This is a genomic window from Leptospira saintgironsiae, assembly GCF_002811765.1.
Taxonomy (GTDB): Bacteria; Spirochaetota; Leptospiria; order Leptospirales; family Leptospiraceae; genus Leptospira_B; species Leptospira_B saintgironsiae.
This window is the reverse complement of record NZ_NPDR01000003.1, coordinates 64,294-83,054: the sequence shown is the minus strand read 5'-3', so window position 1 is coordinate 83,054 and position 18,761 is coordinate 64,294. Positions and strand designations below refer to the sequence as shown.

The 18,761-nt window shown below is 39.0% G+C and carries 17 protein-coding genes and 2 pseudogenes; 9 read left to right on the top strand and 10 right to left on the bottom strand.

The annotated features are described in order from the left end of the window. Nucleotides 1-3: 3 nt before the first annotated feature. The 4 genes from CH362_RS08005 to CH362_RS07990 all read right to left on the bottom strand — a co-directional run bounded on the left by CH362_RS08005 (nt 4) and on the right by CH362_RS07990 (nt 3,593). The gene (locus tag CH362_RS08005) at nt 4-1,140 is read right to left on the bottom strand and encodes a hypothetical protein (protein ID WP_100709845.1); all 1,137 of its coding nucleotides are present in this window, start codon (nt 1,138-1,140) and stop codon (nt 4-6) included. Nucleotides 1,141-1,227: 87 nt separating this feature from the next. Then, nucleotides 1,228-1,620, bottom strand: coding sequence for an OsmC family protein (locus CH362_RS08000; protein WP_100709844.1), 393 nt, complete (start codon nt 1,618-1,620; stop codon nt 1,228-1,230). A gap of 101 nt (nt 1,621-1,721) precedes the next feature. Next, nucleotides 1,722-2,981, bottom strand: a complete 1,260-nt coding sequence (locus CH362_RS07995; protein WP_100709843.1) for an MFS transporter — start codon at nt 2,979-2,981, stop codon at nt 1,722-1,724. Between the two features lie 15 nt (nt 2,982-2,996). Further along, nucleotides 2,997-3,593, bottom strand: a complete 597-nt coding sequence (locus tag CH362_RS07990; RefSeq protein WP_100709842.1) for an NADPH-dependent FMN reductase — start codon at nt 3,591-3,593, stop codon at nt 2,997-2,999. 186 nt (nt 3,594-3,779) lie between these two features. Here CH362_RS07990 and soxR point away from each other — a divergent pair, with 186 nt between their 5' ends. After that, nucleotides 3,780-4,238 (top strand): redox-sensitive transcriptional activator SoxR, encoded by a 459-nt coding sequence (gene soxR / locus CH362_RS07985; protein WP_100709841.1) that lies wholly within the window; start codon nt 3,780-3,782, stop codon nt 4,236-4,238. Here soxR and CH362_RS07980 read toward each other — a convergent pair. Continuing rightward, nucleotides 4,235-4,522: pseudogene (locus CH362_RS07980) on the bottom strand (sensor histidine kinase); the annotation flags it as partial. The gene soxR and the pseudogene CH362_RS07980 sit on opposite strands and share 4 nt — an antisense overlap. Before the next feature lie 129 nt (nt 4,523-4,651). Here CH362_RS07980 and CH362_RS19160 point away from each other — a divergent pair. Further along, entirely contained in the window at nt 4,652-4,870 is a 219-nt protein-coding gene (locus CH362_RS19160) for a hypothetical protein (protein ID WP_125169715.1), read from the top strand. Here CH362_RS19160 and CH362_RS07970 read toward each other — a convergent pair. The 4 genes and pseudogenes from CH362_RS07970 to CH362_RS07955 all read right to left on the bottom strand — a co-directional run bounded on the left by CH362_RS07970 (nt 4,853) and on the right by CH362_RS07955 (nt 8,096). After that, a complete protein-coding gene (locus CH362_RS07970) occupies nt 4,853-5,422 on the bottom strand; it encodes a chemotaxis protein CheB (RefSeq protein WP_100709838.1) in 570 nt (189 codons plus the stop codon). The two genes, CH362_RS19160 and CH362_RS07970, sit on opposite strands and share 18 nt — an antisense overlap. 103 nt (nt 5,423-5,525) lie before the next feature. After that, a pseudogene (locus CH362_RS07965) lies at nt 5,526-5,987 on the bottom strand (CheR family methyltransferase); the annotation flags it as partial. Between the two features lie 197 nt (nt 5,988-6,184). Continuing rightward, nucleotides 6,185-7,378, bottom strand: a complete 1,194-nt coding sequence (locus CH362_RS07960) for a hypothetical protein (protein WP_100709837.1) — start codon at nt 7,376-7,378, stop codon at nt 6,185-6,187. 10 nt (nt 7,379-7,388) lie between these two features. Beyond that, nucleotides 7,389-8,096, bottom strand: a complete 708-nt coding sequence (locus CH362_RS07955; RefSeq protein WP_244280524.1) for an OmpA family protein — start codon at nt 8,094-8,096, stop codon at nt 7,389-7,391. Nucleotides 8,097-8,340: 244 nt separating this feature from the next. Between CH362_RS07955 and CH362_RS07950 the strand changes: the two genes are divergently transcribed. The 4 genes from CH362_RS07950 to CH362_RS07935 all read left to right on the top strand — a co-directional run bounded on the left by CH362_RS07950 (nt 8,341) and on the right by CH362_RS07935 (nt 13,635). Then, nucleotides 8,341-11,478 carry a DUF1554 domain-containing protein gene (locus CH362_RS07950; RefSeq protein WP_100709836.1) on the top strand — a complete coding sequence of 1,046 codons (3,138 nt, stop codon included), beginning with the start codon at nt 8,341-8,343 and terminating at the stop codon, nt 11,476-11,478. A gap of 95 nt (nt 11,479-11,573) precedes the next feature. Further along, nucleotides 11,574-11,876 (top strand): ArsR/SmtB family transcription factor, encoded by a 303-nt coding sequence (locus tag CH362_RS07945; protein WP_100709835.1) that lies wholly within the window; start codon nt 11,574-11,576, stop codon nt 11,874-11,876. A 132-nt stretch (nt 11,877-12,008) separates the two neighbouring features. Beyond that, on the top strand, nt 12,009-12,758 hold the full coding sequence (locus tag CH362_RS07940) for an SDR family NAD(P)-dependent oxidoreductase (RefSeq protein ID WP_100709834.1): 750 nt from the start codon (nt 12,009-12,011) through the stop codon (nt 12,756-12,758). 94 nt (nt 12,759-12,852) lie between these two features. Next, nucleotides 12,853-13,635, top strand: coding sequence for an enoyl-CoA hydratase/isomerase family protein (locus CH362_RS07935; RefSeq protein ID WP_100709833.1), 783 nt, complete (start codon nt 12,853-12,855; stop codon nt 13,633-13,635). A gap of 13 nt (nt 13,636-13,648) precedes the next feature. On the opposite strand, the gene CH362_RS07930 is transcribed toward CH362_RS07935, so the two are convergent. Continuing rightward, a complete protein-coding gene (locus CH362_RS07930; RefSeq protein WP_100709832.1) occupies nt 13,649-15,487 on the bottom strand; it encodes an FG-GAP-like repeat-containing protein in 1,839 nt (612 codons plus the stop codon). Nucleotides 15,488-15,658: 171 nt separating this feature from the next. Here CH362_RS07930 and CH362_RS07925 point away from each other — a divergent pair, with 171 nt between their 5' ends. The 3 genes from CH362_RS07925 (at nt 15,659) to CH362_RS07915 (ending at nt 18,741) form a co-directional block, all read left to right on the top strand. After that, nucleotides 15,659-16,009, top strand: coding sequence for a hypothetical protein (locus tag CH362_RS07925; protein WP_100709831.1), 351 nt, complete (start codon nt 15,659-15,661; stop codon nt 16,007-16,009). 93 nt (nt 16,010-16,102) lie between these two features. Beyond that, on the top strand, nt 16,103-16,903 hold the full coding sequence (locus tag CH362_RS07920; RefSeq protein ID WP_100709830.1) for a hypothetical protein: 801 nt from the start codon (nt 16,103-16,105) through the stop codon (nt 16,901-16,903). Nucleotides 16,904-17,073: 170 nt separating this feature from the next. Further along, complete coding sequence (locus CH362_RS07915) at nt 17,074-18,741, top strand: hypothetical protein (RefSeq protein WP_100709829.1); 1,668 nt, start codon at nt 17,074-17,076, stop codon at nt 18,739-18,741. The last annotated feature ends 20 nt before the right edge of the window (nt 18,742-18,761 follow it).

The following is an 18,761-nucleotide window of genomic DNA, read 5'->3' as shown; positions in this document are numbered from 1 at the left end:
AACTTATTTCCCTTTTTTAAAGATAAGATAAAGGGAGCTTGGCGTTATTTCCTTTTGGAAAAATTCTAAACCGAACTCCCCTTTTTTCTCCTGAAGTTTCTGATATAGAATGCTTCCGCTAAATAATGCTTCCACTTCCAATACGATAAGTCCCTTGGAATTTTTATCCGAGAATTCGTTTACCGAGTTCACTCCTGGAACGGAGCGAAAAATTCCTCGTATGTCGCGGCTCACATATTCGTCATATCTGATCCCTTCGATAGAAATCCGTATTAAATTTCCAGGCTTCCATTTTACTGAAATCTGTTCCTTTATCTTAGGATATATCTTATCTACCGCCTTACGAATCGATTCCTGAATTCCAGTATCGGGATTTACATGAGGGTACACCCCGGAAGAATTCTCTGCGGCAATTACTCTTCCAGTCTGAACATCGAAAATTTTGAAACGAAGAACGGATTGATAAGAATGGATTTCGCTATCCATGATTTTTCCGAGATCGGTCACTTCCGCCTGGCCTAAAACTAAAACTTGCGCTTCCGAAGAAGAAGCTTTGGACAAAACTTTTTGTTCTGAATCTGAAAGATCGAATATTTTAGAACTTTTATTAAAAGAATTCAATTTCGCCTTATCTAAAAAATCGAATTCCGGAAAATTTTTTACGAATTCATTCTCAGTAATACTTACGGATTCGATTTCATTTCGTTTTCCTAATATTCTTTCCTCGACAAGGATTAAAAATTTAGGCCTTCCGATTTCTTTGTATCTTTCTTTTAAGGCGTTCTCGACCGCTTTTTTATTTACTTTTCCTTTGGCGTCTATCTCTAAGAATCCGTTCGACACACGAGTGGAACCTATTTTGGTGTATTGAGTAACGAATCCTTCTACGGAGGAATTGGTGACAAATTCTTCCAATCTTCCGTTCTTAAGACTCGAACGCCCTTGTATCAATTCCCCTAATCCATTCTCCAGTATTTTTCGTTTAGCGTTTAATTCTAATTCTTCTTCAGTTTTGCCTTGTACGTTTTGCACATATACAAACTCGTCTTTTGGATCTTTTACGGAAGAAAGGCAGGAAATGAAAAATGCAAAAAATAGTAAAAAGGAAAATGGAATAATCTTAGAGATATTGAATTTCATACAATCGAAACTGGATTCGACTTATTGGACCTGGTTTTCCGCACCTTCGTTTCCTAAAGATTAGGTAGAAGGCTTGGAAAAATGATTTTAACCCAGTTTTGTATCTATCTGGATAGGATGGGTCAGAGTTTTATGAACTGGGCAAGCGTTTGCAACTTGTAAAAGTCTTTCTCTTTCCTGTTCGCTCAAATTGCCCGTTAATATTACTTTCCTTTCAATCTCAGTATGATCTGTCCATTTGGTGAGATTTAATTCTACGATCACTTCTTTTAGATCCATTTTTTTTCTTTGGGCATACATTCTGATAGTGATATCAGTGCAAGCTCCCAAGGAAAGAAGAAGGTATTCATGAGGAGAAGGTCCCAGATCTCCTCCACCATCTTCTTTGGATTCGTCTGCAATTACTTCGTGATTTTTACTACGTAGGATTGTTTTGTAATTTTCAGGAGTGCTAAGTACTTTAACTTCTATATCGCTCATAAGGTAAAGAGGATAGGAAATCTGCTTTTTAATGCAATCTTAAATCGTATCTTGGAATTTTCAGAGAAGAAGCGAACCTTCTCCCCTGAAATATAAATCTATTAGGTTTCGGAAACTAATGCAGCTTCTTTTTCACCTTTGACTGGAGCTGGATGTTTTGAAGAAACGTATTCGTTTACCTTATACATGATAGCCACAGTGATCAGAATAGCTATAACCACAACATAACCTAGATTTGGATAACCTTGGATATATCCGCTTGGAGTTTGGACTACAATAAGCCCTGCCGCATAAGAAGCAATTCCTCCGGATAACTGTTGAAGTGAAGAGCTGATTGCCATATAAGCTCCTCTATCCTTTAGTTCCGGCATCGCAGAATTTAATGCCTGAGCAGAAATCACTCTACCTGTAATCACTACGAATAACGCAGAGTTAATCAAAATAACAAACCATAATGGAGTGATCTCCATTGCAGTATAATAGAAAAGAATACCGCAAGCAATTAGGGAAGAAATAAAGAACACTGGATACTTTCCAAATTTGTCCGCAGCCCTACCAATCAAAGGACCGGCAGCCATACTTACAACCCCTGTCACAAAATATACTAAAGGAAGGTCTTCTAAAGTAATTCCTAAATTATGAACACTGAATGCAGAACCGAAAGGCATAAGCATATATCCACCGGTTGCGAGAAGCATTGTTGCTAAAAATCCAGGAAGATAATTTGAATTTCCAGCAGTCGAAACCAAGTGTTTGATCGCTTTATTCTCTGTTCCTTCACTTAAGTGAGAAACGATTGGTTCTAATTTAAATAAAGCTGCAACTCCAACAAGACCACTGATAATAGCGATCATCCAGAAAGGAGACTGCCATCCCCAAAGGTTAGAGAAGAACACACCAATCGGAAGGCCGAAAACTTGGCTTGCGGCAAATGCAGTCATCACAAGTCCCATCACTCTTCCTCTTGCTTCCATAGGGAATAGATCTGCAATGATCGCAAAGCTGATAGAAGCGATTACACCACCGAAAAGGCCGGTTACAATTCTTGCAAATAGTAGAAATTCGTAATTTGGTGCAATACCGCAAAGAACCGTTCCTAAAACGAAACCAGTATAAAAGAATAGTAGCATCTTTTTACGATCGAATCTGTCTGCAAAACCAGCAGCCAAGATCCCGGAGATCCCCGCGCTAAATGCATACGCAGAAACTACCAGACCGAACTTGGTTGTGGATATTTTCAGTTGGTCCATGACCTGAACTCCTAATGGAGATAAGATCATAAAATCAAGAACCACTGTGAATTGGATAAATGCCAATAAGGCGACTACAAAGATTTGGTATTTACTAAACGTAAATTTCATATTTATTCCTTAAAATCAGGACCTAAGAACAGATTGTGGGAAATTCATTCTAGCTTGTTTCAAAACGTTTCCCCACCAATACAATTCATTCAATAATTTCTCAGCTGCAGATGTATAACGAAATTCCTCTGTAGGTCTTCCGTTATGGAATCTGGCATGAGCCCAATGAAAACTAACACAGTTACGAACGGTAGTCATTCTTAATTCCGCAAATACATTGCGAAGTTGCTCCACCGCTCTTAAACCGCCTGAACTTCCTCCATAGGAAACGAATCCAAGAGGCTTCGCATTCCATTCTTCATGAAGTGAATCAATTGCCAACTTTAAATAAGCAGGATATCCGTGGTTATACTCCGGTGTAATTACTACAAAAGCATCTGCTTCTGCGATTCTATCCGAGAATAAGGGAAGATCCGAGTCCATATCCTTTGACATATTCCACGGAAGAGAAAATTCAGAAAGATCGATTAAATCAGTTTCAAATCTGTAATCTTGTTTAGAGATCTCTTCAAACCATTTTGCGACCGTTTCTCCGAATCTACCTTTTCTGGTACTCGCTAAAATAATTCCTAATCTAAGGCCAGAGCCGGTACTGATCTTTTCTAATAACATTATAGAACACCCTTTCTTTATTTAGGTAATCAAATTATACAAGTTAAAGTGAACTTGAAGTAAAGAGTCTGAGGCGTTTTTTTTACGATTTTTCCGGAAAAAATTCGAAAATGTTTGTGCTTAAATCGCTATTTTAGTAAAATCTAAACCTAAAGTTTACTTTAAGTTTAGATTTAGGAGAATGTAGTGGATAAAGACGAATTTTTAAGTATCGGGCAAGTATCCAAAAGAAGCGGGGTCGCCTCCTCTGCATTACGTTTTTATGAAGAAAGAGGATTGATCCGATCAGTAAGAGCAGGTTCTGGTCATAGACAATATCCAAGACACGTTTTGAGAAGGATCGCTTTTGTAGTATTTGCACAAAGAGTGGGACTCTCATTGGATGAGATTGCTGCGGAAATCTCAAAATTGCCAGAAGATCATACTCCTAATGGGCAAGATTGGTCTAAACTTTCTAAAACTTGGAGTTTACGTATAGAGGAGAAGATTGCGGAACTTCACAGATTAAAAAATGGACTCTCTGTTTGTATTGGTTGTGGTTGCCTTTCCCTTCTCACTTGTAAATTAGCAAACCCTCAAGATAAGTTAGGAAGATATGGAAGCGGCCCTTTACGCTGGATGGGTAAACCTAAAAAACAAAATTAAATTTCTTGGATATGAGGAAGTGTAATATAGAAGGTCGCCCCCTGACCCACTTCACCTTCTGCCCAAACTTTTCCGCCGTGACGAGTGACAATCCTATGAACGATCGCAAGTCCGATGCCCACTCCTTCGAAGTCTCGATTATCATGTAATCTTTGGAACACCCCAAAAAGTCTGTTCTGGTATTTCATATTAAAACCAGCGCCATTGTCTTTTATGAAGTAAGTATTTTCTCCATCAGATTGATTGCACCCTATCTCTACGATCGGCTCTTCTTTTTTAGAAGTTGTCAGCCGCAGTGTCTGGGCCATCTTCAGCAATGCCATTCCCAAGATATCTTTATCAGATCCGAGCAGTTATACTTCGAATGATCCAGATAGATATCACGACAACGGTTCCCACACAAGCGATAACCGATGAGATCAAAAAATAAATGGAATCTGATCTCGTTAGATAAATTCACCCTTTTAGCAGAACCATCTACAATCCTAATTAAACGAGTATTTGATTCTGAGAGTTTATCTATTACGAATACGGAAGTGCCCACGAATATAATGAGCAAAATGGAAAAACCTAAAAAGAGTTTAGCTCGGATCGTTAAGTTTTTCAAATCCACTTTAATCACTCTCGCCTAATTTGATCAGCAATTTTTGGATCTCTTCTAAAGGAAGAATATAATCCACGGAAGAAGTAGAAATAGCATGTGCTGGCATAGAAGATGATTCCGCTGTTTCGGGGTCTTGTACGATTGTAAGTCCACCTTCTTCTTTTATTTTTCTTAGGCCCAAGGCCCCATCTGAATTGGATCCGGTTAAAATAAGCCCGATCAATTCTTTTCCATAAACTTCTGCTGCTGATTCAAAAAGTACATCTATGGAGGGTCTTGCAAAATTTACCTTTGCTTTTGTGCTTAAGGAAAATGTTCTATCCTGCTCTACCAGTAGATGGTAATTTGCAGGAGCCATATAAATATTTCCTCTTTCTATACTTTCCTTTTCGTCCGCCTCTTTCACAAATAATTTGCAGGCCTTATCCATACTCTCTACCCAGTATCCGTCTGAACGAGGACTTACATGTTGCACGATCACTATCGGGATTGGATAATTTTGAGGCAAAGAAGGTAAAATTTTCCCAAGAGCATTTAGCCCTCCAGAAGAAACTCCAATTACAATTGCACTGTATCCCATAATTACTTTAAAAACCTTTAATACTTCTTCTTGAATATTATCTGTCTAGAGTCCAACTCTTGGTATACATCCTTTAATTCGCTAAAATACATCCCTTCCTTGGAGCCCAGACTATATTCTTTTTTAGATTTTTATTCATGATCGCCATATTTTCATCGGCGGTATAATAATCCGAGAAAGAGGACCTTCCCCCTGAAGCTTGGTAATTTGCGGTATATTCCTTTATTAGATTATTCGAAAATATACCTTGTTTAGCATCATCCAATGCTCTTTGATTAAAGTCAGTAGCGTAGATAGTTGTTCTTTCCATAAGACCTTCTTCTGTTAGAATGATTGCCATGGAATATGCTTCTTCTCCAGTAGAACAACCAGCATGCCAGATCTTTATGAATGGATAAGTTTTAAAAATGGGGATGATCTTATCTCGAATGGATCTATAAAAACCAGGGTCTCGGAACATCTCCGTGACTGTGATGGATAGATCATGCAAAAGATCGTTTGCAAAACTTTTATTATGTAGAAGTTGGAACTGCATCTCTATCTCGGTACTATCCTTAGCTGCCATATTTTAACTTTTTATAAAACTTCCCAGGTCCAAACCGAGGGGATATTCTACGGTTTTTTGGAAATTGAAATCAACTATTTATTTCAAATCTGGGTCAAAATAACTCAAATTATGCAATTTTATATAAAAAGTCTTTGGTTACAAAACCAGGAAGGTGAATCGACTAAATGGACTTTAAGGAGGAAATATAGAATGGATCAATAGATGCCGTCAGAATCGTAGAAAAACGAGGCTCCTGGCATAATATAAATTTCAGTTAAAATTTGTTTGGAATGATGACTCATTTGTCCCAAATCTATATTCGGGAAACGTAATAGATAATCGTTTGTAGAAACAGTTCCAACAGTATCACCCACGTACATGGAATAAGATCTAGTAATATCTTGGCGGATCAGTCCAATATCGAGACTAAATCTGCAGTATCTAAAGGAAGACTCGAACATAAAGATCGTTCCCTTATCTGAAACTTTACCGCCATAAGCCGGAACGGAAATACTATACGTTCCAGGTCCTCCTGAAACTGACTCTTGCAATACTTGGGTCCCGATTGCGGAAAAATTTCCCTTTCTATCCAAATATTCCAAACGAGAACGGATCTCCCACCATTCAGTTATTTTGAATTTCAGATAGATCCCAGGCAGTATTCCCTTCATGGAAAAATTAGATTCCACATTTCCGCCAACAGACCAGGTCGCCTTATCTGGCACTGGAGCACCAGGACGAGAAGTGGAATAAGATCCATAAGAACTAGTATCCTGTTCCGTATATCTATGAAAATTTATAGAAGGCCCGATCCTGAATCTAGAAGTAAATGGATGAATATAAGAAAATCTTAAATGATCATTTATACCATTAAATCTAAGCAACCGATTCCCTTCGAATGCGGAAGTCCAATATAGATCCGTTCTAGGAGTAATAAAACTTGTGGAAGCAGGTTCTTCTTTACCATATTTTCCTAATGCAGAATTTCTTGCAGATTGGATCTCAAAACGATTTTTCCACCCATAACTGATATCCCAAGCCTGGGTTTGGACTCCTAAGGATTTAGCTTCTTTATATGGGAAAGAAGGAGGAGAATCCGGATCCATTATATTTCTTAAAATAGAATCCTTGGACCAAGCGGGACCTGTTTCATTCAATACTGCAGGAGAAAGATTTCCAATCCCTGCACCTGTACGAAACATCAGCCTATGTTCAAAAACTTTACTGAACTTATCATTCTGATCATTAAACCAAGAAGAAGTTTCTTTAGGAGTATCATCCTGTTTAGGCAGTGGCTGTTGTTCTGCTTTTTCAGGTTCTTGGCCTTGGGCAAAAACTGGATTTACAAAAGGTAATAATAGGAAGAAGATTAATAAAATTCTAAAATTCAAAATTGGAAAGAACTTCATTCGGATCCTCTTAATACACGATCCGAACTGTTCCGACATATACTTCGGTTCTTCGATTCTTTTTTTCAGAGAAGAAAGTATCTACGATCTTACGCAAATCTGCGTATCCATCCACTTCCTTAAATCTTTCTTCTGCAATCTCATGAGATTGTTTAAGTTCTTGTTTTACTGCCTGGGATCTTTCCTTACTCAATTTTAAATTTGAAGTGAAAGAACCTGGAGTATCAGTATGTCCACCGATCCGAACATTCGTTTCAGGATAAGCAACTAACGCGTCCGCGATTTTAGAGATAAGTTCTTTTGCCTTGGGGGTCAGAGTAGATCTACCGGAAGGAAATGCAACGTCCCCGTCTATGATGATCAAAAGTTCTCTTAATTTTTTATCTTCTTCTATTCGTTTGAGCTCTACACCCGGGGCTTTCAGCCCTTCTTCTGATTGCTCAAATGTTGTACCAGAATACTCGAATGCCTTTTTCAAACCCCTATACATGATTTCCAGGTAATTAGGAGTTCCTAAATCATCTAAAGAGCCTTCGCTTAATTTACCTAAGGCTTCTTCTTTAGAGTTAGCAGGGATTTCATCCTCTGGAACACATCCGCAAAATTTTTGGAATGTTTTAGACTCAACGATGGCATATCTAGTCCGAGCGCAGTCCAGAAAGAAAAACGATACGGCTAAGAAGAATAGAAATAATATACGAGAATTATAAATCAGCACTCGAATTCGGATAGTAGAAGAAAGTTATGACCCTTGTGCAGGATGGATCTCGGATAAGATACTATTTTTTTATAATATTCGCAAAGTCTTATGTAAGTTCTAAAATTTTCTTAAAAAGAAAACTATCACTTGGCACTTAAGGAATAGTCTAAAACTTTTTTACGAAATATCTGAAAAAGGTTAGAGTAAATATTCGTCTGAGAATGCGTAGACTTAATCACAGAATATTACTGGACCGAGGTCGATGAAACGAATCCGTAAAAGGCATCCAATTTCTATCTCTATTCTTTTGGCTTTACTTTTGCTACAATGTAAGGGTTCGACGAATTCTTTGGATTATATACTCTTCGGAGTGAGTGAAAAATATTCACAGGCTGCAAACGGGGTCACTATTACTTCTCCCAATTATTCTTATGCAGTTCCCGAAAATCCTACGAACGGGACCTTGGATATAGAGATACGACTGAATAAGATCCCGACCGCGGACGTTACCCTACCTCTTAGCCTGAGCCATACTGATCGCGCCACCGTTTCTGTTCCTACGGTGACTTTTACTGCGGGCAACTGGGATTCTCCTCAAACAATTACGATCACAGGTATAGACAATTTAGCTATAGAAGGAAACAAAGACATTTCCCTTTACGTAGGAAAAGCGACAAGCGAGGACAAATCATATAATGGTTTATTCACTCCTTCTATAGGGATTACAGTGATAGATGATGATTCATATAGTATTGTAGTTTCTCCTAAAAAAAACCTGATAACTACCGAGAAAGGAAATACGGCCAGCTTCACTGTAGTTTTGAGTAAGCCACCTTCTGCCAATGTTGTAATTCCTACTATACAAAGTTCCGATCTTTCAGAAGGAACAGTATCCCCTTCTTCTTTAACCTTTACTAGTGGGAATTTTAACACTCCTCAAGTTGTAACAATAACCGGAGTGGATGATGTCCTTACAGACGGAAATATCCAGTACAAGATCAATCTAGGAAATACCACCAGCCCAGATACAAATTATAATAATATAATATTACCTTCTGTTTCTGTCACTAATATAGATTATGAAGAACCTGCAATAATAGTCACGCCTACTACATTAAATATCAATGAAGCAGGAACGGCAAAAACATTCACAGTAGTATTAACTGTAGAACCTCCTGGCAATGTAACAATTCCAGTCTCTAGTTCAAATCTATCCAGGGCAACTGTAGATACTTCTCTACTTACATTCACTCCAGCAAATTATAATACACCTCAAACTGTTACTGTAACTCCAATCAATAATCAGATCGCAGATGGGAACGTGATCGTAAATGTAGTTTTAGGAACAGCTACAGATTATGGAAATGAGAATCCTCCTGATGTAAAAGTAAATATTACTGACGATGATAGCCCAGGGATTACAGTTTCTACCTTAAGCACGAATACGAATGAAGCGGGACAAAATGCATTTTTCACAGTAGTTCTTACAAGTGAACCTACATCCAATGTCACTGTTTCTTTTAACGAAAAGAAAGACTCTGTAAACTCAAGTAACCAAGAAGGTACGATCGATCAAACACAGGTTATATTCACTCCTTCTAATTGGAATACACCTCAATCCGTTGTGGTAACAGGTGTAGACGATGATGTGATGGACGGAAATGTTCAGTACCAAGTTAGAGTGAACAAAGCAACAAGTTCTGATTCTAAATACAGCAACAGAACTCCTAGTCCGAATTTTGTTACAGTAAACAATTTGGATGATGATACCGCTGGTTTTGTGATCGTTGCGAATGGAAATACTACTCTCACAAGTAATTCTTCGGTCTCCCTCAATGGGTTTGCTACTGATGATTCAGCCAAACTGGACCCTCAAACATATTCCAAGTTTACCATCCGACTAAGATCTCAGCCTCTTTCTAATGTTACTTTAAATCTTTCTAGTGGAAGCACTACTAACGATGGAATCTTAAATACTTCTAGCTTAGTATTTACTCCTGCTAAAAATGTCGCAGGAGGATGGAACCAAGATAGAGAAGTTTATGTAACAGGAAGTTCCAATGGTGCAAATGAAGGAAACCATGATTATACGGTTTCCACTTCTACAACGACTACTGATGATAAATATGGAAGCACCACATTCGTCAAAAATCCTTCTTTCGTATATTATAGTTGTGATAATGATGTTTCTAATTTGATCTCTTCCTGCAGAAGATCCGGAGGATTCTCCACAAGTGAAGGTGGAGGAACTGCGACTATTTACTTAATCTCACAATCTTCTCCAAGTTCTACAGTAACAGTCCCTGCTTCCAGTGATGATACTACAGAAGGAAATGTGTCTGCCTCTGCAACAATCACTTCCGGAAACTGGAATACTATGATCTCCTCTGGAACAAATAAGATCGTAGCAACTGGTGTGGACGATGCACTTGTAGATGGAAATGTTCTATATAATATCGTTTATGGGGCAGCAACAGGAGGATTAACATATACCGCCCCTTCTACCCCTATCCGAAATATTGACGACGAGCAAGTATTAACATTCTCGAATATATCAGGAGATACGAGTGAAGACGGTACAAGTGCGACATTCAAAGTAAAACTTGGACTTGCTTCTCCACCTACAGGAGATGTCACATTCACTCTTTCCTGCAAATCTGGAAGCACCGAATGTGCAAATGTGAGTCCTACAAGTCTTACATTCACCTCTTCTGATTATAATGTGAATAAGACCATTACTATTACAGGTAAAAATGATAATAGAGTAGATGGAACCCAGAATAGTTGTGTATCTTTCAGTCTTTTAACAAGCAGCGATGCAACTTTTGACCAGTATCAGCCACCCGATTATTGTGGAGTCCAAAACTTGGATAATGATAAGCTGATTTGGGTGACTTCACTTACGAAAAGTGGGAACCTGAACTCAGGAATGACAGTCGCAGATGATAGTTGTAATGATGGTGCTGATCCAAATAAACCAACAGATATGGGCAGTGCCACATATAAGGCTTTGATCGTAGATGGTTCCACAAGAGTTGCCACTACTACAGGAACGAATGCAACAGGACAAACTAATTGGGTCTTAGATGCTAGTAGAGATTATTATTTGAAGAGTGGTAGTTTACCTTATTCTAATAAAGTATTTACTACAAATTCTTCTAAACTTTTCAGTTTTGGAAGTTTGACCACAGCATTCAGTGCAAGTGGATCCGACTCTTTCTGGACAGGTTTGAACTCCAACTGGACCACCGCGAGTAATCATTGTAATATGTGGACTGACGATATCAGCTCAGGGATTACAGGACAGTATGGAATTGGAAATGCTCTGGGCTCAGGATCCATCAGCTCCGGCAATGATAGCTGCTCTGTTTCCAAAAAGTTCATATGTGTTCAGCAGTAAGAAGAATTGTCTCTGTTTCAGAAGCTTATTCGTGAAAAAAAGGGGCTCTCAAAAATGAAAATTTCTCTTAGACAGAACCGTCTAAAGAAGTAATCATGGAGAGAGTGCCTAACCCAAAGCCAGTCAAACTCACTGAAAAGGAATTTACTAAAATTTCTAGAGCACTTGCTGAGCCTAGAAGATTTCAACTTTTACAATGTATAGGCTCAACTAAAGAACCTACTGCCTGCAGTGCTCTGAACAAATCCCAAGATATAAGCCCTGCTACTCTTTCTCATCATATTAAGGAATTGGAAAATGCAGGTCTGATAGAAACCTCTAAAGACGGCAAATTCGTAAATATTATCCTAAGAAGGGATGTATTTAAAGCCTATCTGGACAAACTTTCCCAAATATAAATAAAACCGACCGACGCCTATTTCGTTCCTTATTTTGATAATTATCGAAATATCGAAATATTTTTCAAAACAAATACTTTGATACTTGTCTAACTATAAAATTATTAGATCCGAATAATCAGGAGTGATCTTATGAGTCAGTTGAAAGGTAAAGTCGCAGTTGTAACAGGAGCTTCCAAAGGAATTGGAGCAAGTATCGCAAAAACATTAGGTTCCGCAGGTGCATCCGTAGTAGTGAACTACTCTTCTAGTAAAGAAGGAGCAGAGAAGGTCGTAGCAGAAATTGAAAAAAGTGGAGGTAAGGCAATCGCAGTGCAAGGTGATATGTCTAAATCTTCCGACGTTAAACGTTTATTTTCAGAAACAAAGAAGGCTTTCGGTTCGGTAAATATCCTAGTGAATAACGCAGGAATTTTCGACTTCGCTCCTTTGGAAGCAGTTACGGAAGATGAATTCCATAGACAAATGAATACGAATGTCCTTGGTCCGATTCTTGCGACACAAGAATCCTTGAGCCATTTTGCACCTGAGGGTGGATCAGTGATCAATATTAGTTCTGTAGTCAGTGAAATTCCTGTACCGAATTCAGTTGTATATGCTTCTACTAAGGGAGCACTTGATACTGTTTCCAAAGTATTGGCATTGGAGCTTAGTGCTAAAAAGATTAGAGTGAATACGATCGCTCCCGGCGGTGTGGAAACAGAAGGAGCTCATAGACTTGGGATGATCGGAAGTGATATGGAGAAACAGATTATTTCTAAAACTCCTCTGGGAAGATTAGGTCAACCAGACGATATCGCAAAGGTGGCTTTGTTCTTAGCTTCAGAAGATTCTTATTGGCTTACTGGAGAAAGAATAAGCGCATCCGGAGGTTTTAGATAAAATTTAAGATCAGAATGCACGGGCATGATTAGTTTGTGATTTAAACCATAAAATTCGAGTAGCTCACTTATGTTAGAGTTCCTAATCATGCCCTATGAACTATTTAAGGGAACCAATCCAATTAAAAAACGGCAGAGCAGAATGTATCAAAATACAAACTAACGATCAGAATTCTCTAACCAGAGAGAATATGATAGAGCTGGAAAATATCCTGGCTGAGATCGATAAGGACGATAGCATCCGTGCAGTCCTTCTAAGTTCCGATAATCCTAAATTTTTTTCCAACGGAATTGATGCAGAGAATATCTTAAATACTCCTAGAGAAAAACTCACAGCGGAGATGGGTCAAATTGTGATCCTATTCGGCAAACTATTGAGTTTTGGAAAACCACTTCTTGCAGAAGTAACCGGTTACGCTATGGGCGGCGGTGCAGTTATGACTCTCGCTTGCGATTTCAAATTTATGTTAGAAGGTAAGGCAAGGATTGCATTTACTGAAGTTCTTGTTGGGCTTCCTCTTCCTATCAGCTTTATTGATAAATTGAAGATCACTGTAAAATCAGAATATTTAAACGAGGTTTGTCTTTTGGGAACTGCTTATAAAGCAGGAGAAGCAAAGGAAATTTCTTTAATCAACGAAACTGCAGAAAATAAGGAAGATTTACGTAAACTTGTTTTGAAAAAATTGGATGAAGTAATGGCGATTGCTCCAAGCGCGTATAGAAGAACCAAGGCTGCAATTAATAAAGAGATCAATGATAAATTCGAATCCCAGTTGGAATTTACTAAGAGTAGTTTTGAAGATCCAAAAGTAGTCGCAAATCTATTAGAAGCAATGAGTGCTTTGAAGGAAAAAAGAAGACCGAAACTGACCTAAATATTCAGATTTCTTAAATTTGGATCCTATAATTCTCTAAATTTCCGAAGGTCCAAACTCCTAAAAATTTAGGATATAGGTCCTTCGGAATATTTGCATCTACGAGATTACTTCCGAATTCACTTCCAGTGCCCCCTGATATAATCGTATTTGCAGAACTTGCAACTGTCGCCAGATACCCGGAACCGATACTGTGAAAAATATAAACTCTTCCGGATAATGCAACCCCATCCGGATAAGTAACTGCTCCAGCAATCAAGTCTCCTAGACCATCCCCATTTATGTCGGAGATCATGAGAGCATTTCCAAAAGATTGATTAGTAGATTCCCCCACAATTAAATTTACAGAACCGTTAGAGGCTTGAGCACCATCGCTTAAATTTACATAAACTCTCCCTTGCGAAGAAGAATAACTTTGAGCGCCTGTAACAAAATCATCGTATCCATCTCCGTTAATGTCTCCAAGCGCAACACCGAGTCCTACAGCACTTACAGAAAAGCCACTGACTATCGTGTTTGCACTTGTAGCTGCAGAAACAGTGATCCCACTTGTCGTCCCGGTGCTATTGAATACGTAACTTCTTCCATAATAGCTACCGTATTGAGGAGCTCCTACAGCAAGATCTGCATATCCGTCCCCGTTCACATCTCCGGTATATATACGGATCCCAAAATTACTCGCAGACTCTCCAACTATTGTAGTGTTTGCTGATGTATAGGAGCTCACCGTGACTCCGGCAGATCCAGCGCTATGGAAGATCCAGACTCCTCCTGTATTACCACCTGCATATGCATTTCCGCCTACGATCAGATCAGAGAATCCATCTCCATTTATATCTCCGAGTCCTAGCCCACAGGCAAAATTACTTCCGCCTGGACCTGAAATAGTAGTGCCAGCGGTTGAGGAAATCCCTCCAGATCCTGTGCTATAATAAATAAATGCAAGTCCTGAATATCCGGAAACATGATAGGCACCATTTGCAAGATCATCATATCCGTCCCCGTTCACATCCCCGAGTGCAATCGCATAACCGAATTCATTTGAACCGGCATAATTTAAGATCCGGTTTGCACCTGCAGCTGTGTTCGTAATAATACCAGAAGTGCTTCCGTGAAATATATAAGTGATCCCTTGTAATCCTGAATAATCTGAAGCTCCTATCGCAAGATCTCCGTAACCATCCCCGTTTACATCCCCCATCGCGGATGCATATCCCATTCTTCCTTGTCCTGTGATAGAATGGTCCGCCGCACTTGGAGTTGTCGCAGCAATTCCGGATGCTCCTCCATTAAAAATATAGGCCGCTCCCATTCCGGAAGCATCTCCAGGAGCCAAGACGACTATATCGGCATAACCGTCCCCGTTCAGATCTCGATTATAACCTTTTCTAACATTCAAACTCAGTATTGTAGAAATATTTGCGCTGGAGTCCACACTTCTGATATCGATAGAATGAAAATATCCATGCTTCCAAGTTAAAGAACCTGTAGGCAATGCAAAACGCCAATTAGTAGTTCCACTCGCAGTACTATAAGCCCCTCCATCGATACTAATCTGCACTGCAGAAACCAAGGTATCGTCAGAAGAAGTTCCTATAAGAAATCCTGTTTCCACTGTAGGTCTCCCGGTGGTGGGAAGGTTTGTGAGTGTGACTGTAGGAGCAGTTGTATCAGCGGGCGGTGGAGTGGTGCTTGCGTCTACGCAGGTATCTCCTGCAACTACGCATGCAATCTGAGCCTCAAGCAGAGCTTCGAATGCAAGATTCATGGATTTGAGCGAGCAGGATTCTAAAAAGAAAAGAAGAAGTGCCGCTATCCCGTAAGGAATTCCTTTTTCCAGAAATTTTCGCATGCAAATATATTTACATTCGATAGCAGACGCTGTTACAACCCAATTATAAAAATTTGAGAAACAAACCGGAAAATTAGAAAAAAAAACTTACTCCCTCATTTGAGGGATATCTTCGAAATTTCTAATTTTCATTTTGGCTGGTTTTTAAAAAATGTCCTTAGGTTTCTCTGAATGCCTCGCTTGAATCTATTCATCCTGGCCTTGGTTGCATTTTTCCTGACTGCACCAAACGATTACGAGGAAACTGCATATAATAACTATCTACTTTATAAAAGAAGTCATTCCTCCAGTTTCAGACTTCCTTCTCAAAAATCTAAACCTAGATTTTCCTCGAACCATTCTACCCAATTAGATCAAAATGAAGACTATCATCAAAAGGATAAGAACAAAAAAGATCCCTCTTCTTTCGGTAATTTAAAAAGATCTTTTTTAATCTGCTTCATCTATTTTTCCAGAACGGATCTTCGTTCTTTTAAATTAGAACCTTATTTATTCGCAAGACCCCCGCCTATTCTTTCCTAATCCAAACCTTCGCTTGATGCGGAGAATATTATAAATCTCAAATATTCTTTTTTGTAAGGATATTTATGCGTTTACGGATCAAAGGAATTCTATTTGAGCCAAAAATTTTTCCCTTCTATTAAAAGGGTATTCATATATTCTAAACTATTCTTGCTTCCTTCCGGATTTATATTTTCCCAGCAAGATCTATTCAATGTGCCGGACATGAAAATCACCGGAAAAGACAGAAATTTTCTACAAGAACAAGTCATATTCTATTCTGATAGAACTCAGTTCGATACAACGTATATGTATGGATTAGGAGATAACCAAGAGATCGGATTGTATGCTGGTAATTATTTTTTGCAAACCTACTCTCCCCAAACTGGAAATTACCCAACTACTAATACTTTATATCCAGAAGCTTATGTTTCTCCAAACTTACTCTTAATTTATCAGAAAAAAATAGAAGTTTCTGAATCTCTCGCGTTCAGTTTCGGAACAAAGTCAGGCGTAAGTCTCGCCCAGACAGCCTCCGATTCAAATTTTGCCACTTTCAATTTTGGTATGAGTTCTTATGAGCTAAAAAGTTTGGGTGCGAAATTTTATTTAGGGGCCTACATGGGAAATAACGCGTTCTTCGGAAGATATAAACAGAAATTACTTCCGAGTCCAGAACCCGGTGTCCAGTTAAGCGGGTTTATGTACGGACTCAGCGTGGAGATCATTCCGAATCGTTTGGATTTTTTATGTGATAGTATCTCCGGAGTGAATTCTCTAGGAGTTTCCGTATGCGGCTTTTCCTATAATGTAAGTGAAAAATATTCGATCTCATTCGGTTACCAGATCCCAAATTATAAGGGAAGTAATTTTAATCCTCACGCATTTCTAATAGAGTTGAACGGATATTTTTAGGAACAAAAACCAAGAAGATTTCTTAACCATACTCCCATTCCGCAATCAGTAACGTTCGTTCCGAACTCCCCTCTCAGCCACGTTTTCCCATCAAATTTACCGGAACGACTTGTCTGTTTTTTCAGAAGCCGACCCTAAAACAAACGAGAGTTATACGAGGGAGTTAAGACATGCAAAAGTTTCTGAAAGACGAGGAAGTCCAGGATATTCTTCTAAAAGCTGCCCTATTCGTGACCGTCTTACTCTTGATCGTACTTCTTTTTACTGGATGTAATAACGCAAAAGCAGTCAGTATAGACGCAAGTTCCTCTGCGATAGGCGCAATCGCATTCGACGGAAACATAGGAGTTTTTGGGAGTAATACTCCAGGACCTTCTCTTGTTAAAGTTAACGTTATCGGATACTTGAATAAATCAGGTAAAGAGATGAATCTAACTTTGACAAATACGGATACTTCAGAGACCCAAACACTCCAAATTTCGGATAACGGAACCTTCTCCTTCGCAGATGCATTAGATGCAGGCACAAATTTTACAATCGATCTAGGAACTTTTACTGGAGGGCAGAATTGCACTCTTACTGGGGATTCAGGAAAAGCAGGTTTAGTTGCTGCTTCTAAAATTGACTGCGAAAGAAATTTAGCAGTTTTCGGGACTTGGTTTTCTGGAAGTGTTCCGGTCATGAATCTATATCAGGTGAATCAGAAGACCTCTAGTGTTGTAGGAACTCCTATGTTTTTCAGCACAAGTGCAGGATTGCCTATGTTAGATCTTGTTTGGTCAGGAAGCAAATACCTAGCGGTTTGGACCTCGGCAGGAAATACAATCAAAGCTAGATTTTTGGATATAGAACAAACTGCTATAGGTTCAGATATTACTGTTTCAGGAACCGCTTCCACAGGTTCGGGTGCTAAGATCAGTACATTATCTTCTGCTTATAATGCTGATCTGGACGAGTTCGTAGTTGTGTTTGTAGAGTTCGGAGGAAGCACTTCTTTCCCAAATTTAGCAAGATATGTACGAATTCATCCGGATGGGACATTAATTGGAACTCCTACAACCATCAAATCAGTTCTTGGAACAGTAGGATCCACTTTCGGATATTCAGATGTAATTTGGGATGGAAGTAAATATGTAACTGCATTCGAATTTCATGATAATGATACGGATGATGCACCTAATAATTACCTAGCTGTATATCGTTTTACGGATGCTGCAGCAACTCAGGTAAATCAATTGTTCTTATCTTCCGGAACCGGTTCCACCGGGGCAATCTTTCCAGTAAGTTCTGCTGGTGCAGCTTATCCAAAATTTGTAAGAACTTCTTCAGATGTATGGCTTTTCTTTAATAGATCCAATATGGGAATCACTGATAACACAATCGATTCCAGCTTAATGGAATGGAGAAATTTGTCAGGAGTTCCTACACAGATCAGAAGGGATACGCTCCCAAATGGATGTAATCCAAACGGCACTGGATTCCAAACCTATGTTCCTTCTCCAGGAAATATAGGTTCAAGAGTTTTGTTGGGTTATGATCTAAGATGTACCCAAAGTGGTTCCTCATTCTTTGATGTATATCATTCTCCTTTGAATTCTACCAGTGGCGCTCTCGGAACTGTTACAAATTATTCAGGAAGTGTACTTGGAATGAACTTTACGATGGGAAGTTCCACTACTTGCAGAACTTCCAGATGTTATACAAGTGCAGGCGCATTAGGAGATGGAGTTTATATTTTCGATCCTAATTTTGATGGAAGCACTCATACGTTCTACCCGATCAAAATCTCTTCTCCAGGGAATTCTGTGGATTTTCCACCCCAGACTTCCATCCAGTAAACTTTAAGCGGATCCTTGTT

What these genes read in the sequence shown, in the direction of transcription:
- CH362_RS07935 (WP_100709833.1), top strand. Translation starts at nt 12,853, where the DNA reads ATGAACTATTTAAGGGAACCAATCCAATTAAAAAACGGCAGAGCAGAA.
- CH362_RS07930 (WP_100709832.1), bottom strand. Translation starts at nt 15,487, where the DNA reads ATGCGAAAATTTCTGGAAAAAGGAATTCCTTACGGGATAGCGGCACTT.
- CH362_RS07950 (WP_100709836.1), top strand. Translation starts at nt 8,341, where the DNA reads ATGAAACGAATCCGTAAAAGGCATCCAATTTCTATCTCTATTCTTTTG.
- CH362_RS07960 (WP_100709837.1), bottom strand. Translation starts at nt 7,378, where the DNA reads ATGAAGTTCTTTCCAATTTTGAATTTTAGAATTTTATTAATCTTCTTC.
- CH362_RS08005 (WP_100709845.1), bottom strand. Translation starts at nt 1,140, where the DNA reads ATGAAATTCAATATCTCTAAGATTATTCCATTTTCCTTTTTACTATTT.
- CH362_RS07940 (WP_100709834.1), top strand. Translation starts at nt 12,009, where the DNA reads ATGAGTCAGTTGAAAGGTAAAGTCGCAGTTGTAACAGGAGCTTCCAAA.
- CH362_RS07990 (WP_100709842.1), bottom strand. Translation starts at nt 3,593, where the DNA reads ATGTTATTAGAAAAGATCAGTACCGGCTCTGGCCTTAGATTAGGAATT.
- CH362_RS07945 (WP_100709835.1), top strand. Translation starts at nt 11,574, where the DNA reads ATGGAGAGAGTGCCTAACCCAAAGCCAGTCAAACTCACTGAAAAGGAA.
- CH362_RS07995 (WP_100709843.1), bottom strand. Translation starts at nt 2,981, where the DNA reads ATGAAATTTACGTTTAGTAAATACCAAATCTTTGTAGTCGCCTTATTG.
- CH362_RS19160 (WP_125169715.1), top strand. Translation starts at nt 4,652, where the DNA reads ATGAGATCAAAAAATAAATGGAATCTGATCTCGTTAGATAAATTCACC.
- CH362_RS07915 (WP_100709829.1), top strand. Translation starts at nt 17,074, where the DNA reads ATGCAAAAGTTTCTGAAAGACGAGGAAGTCCAGGATATTCTTCTAAAA.
- CH362_RS07925 (WP_100709831.1), top strand. Translation starts at nt 15,659, where the DNA reads ATGCCTCGCTTGAATCTATTCATCCTGGCCTTGGTTGCATTTTTCCTG.
- CH362_RS07970 (WP_100709838.1), bottom strand. Translation starts at nt 5,422, where the DNA reads ATGGGATACAGTGCAATTGTAATTGGAGTTTCTTCTGGAGGGCTAAAT.
- CH362_RS08000 (WP_100709844.1), bottom strand. Translation starts at nt 1,620, where the DNA reads ATGAGCGATATAGAAGTTAAAGTACTTAGCACTCCTGAAAATTACAAA.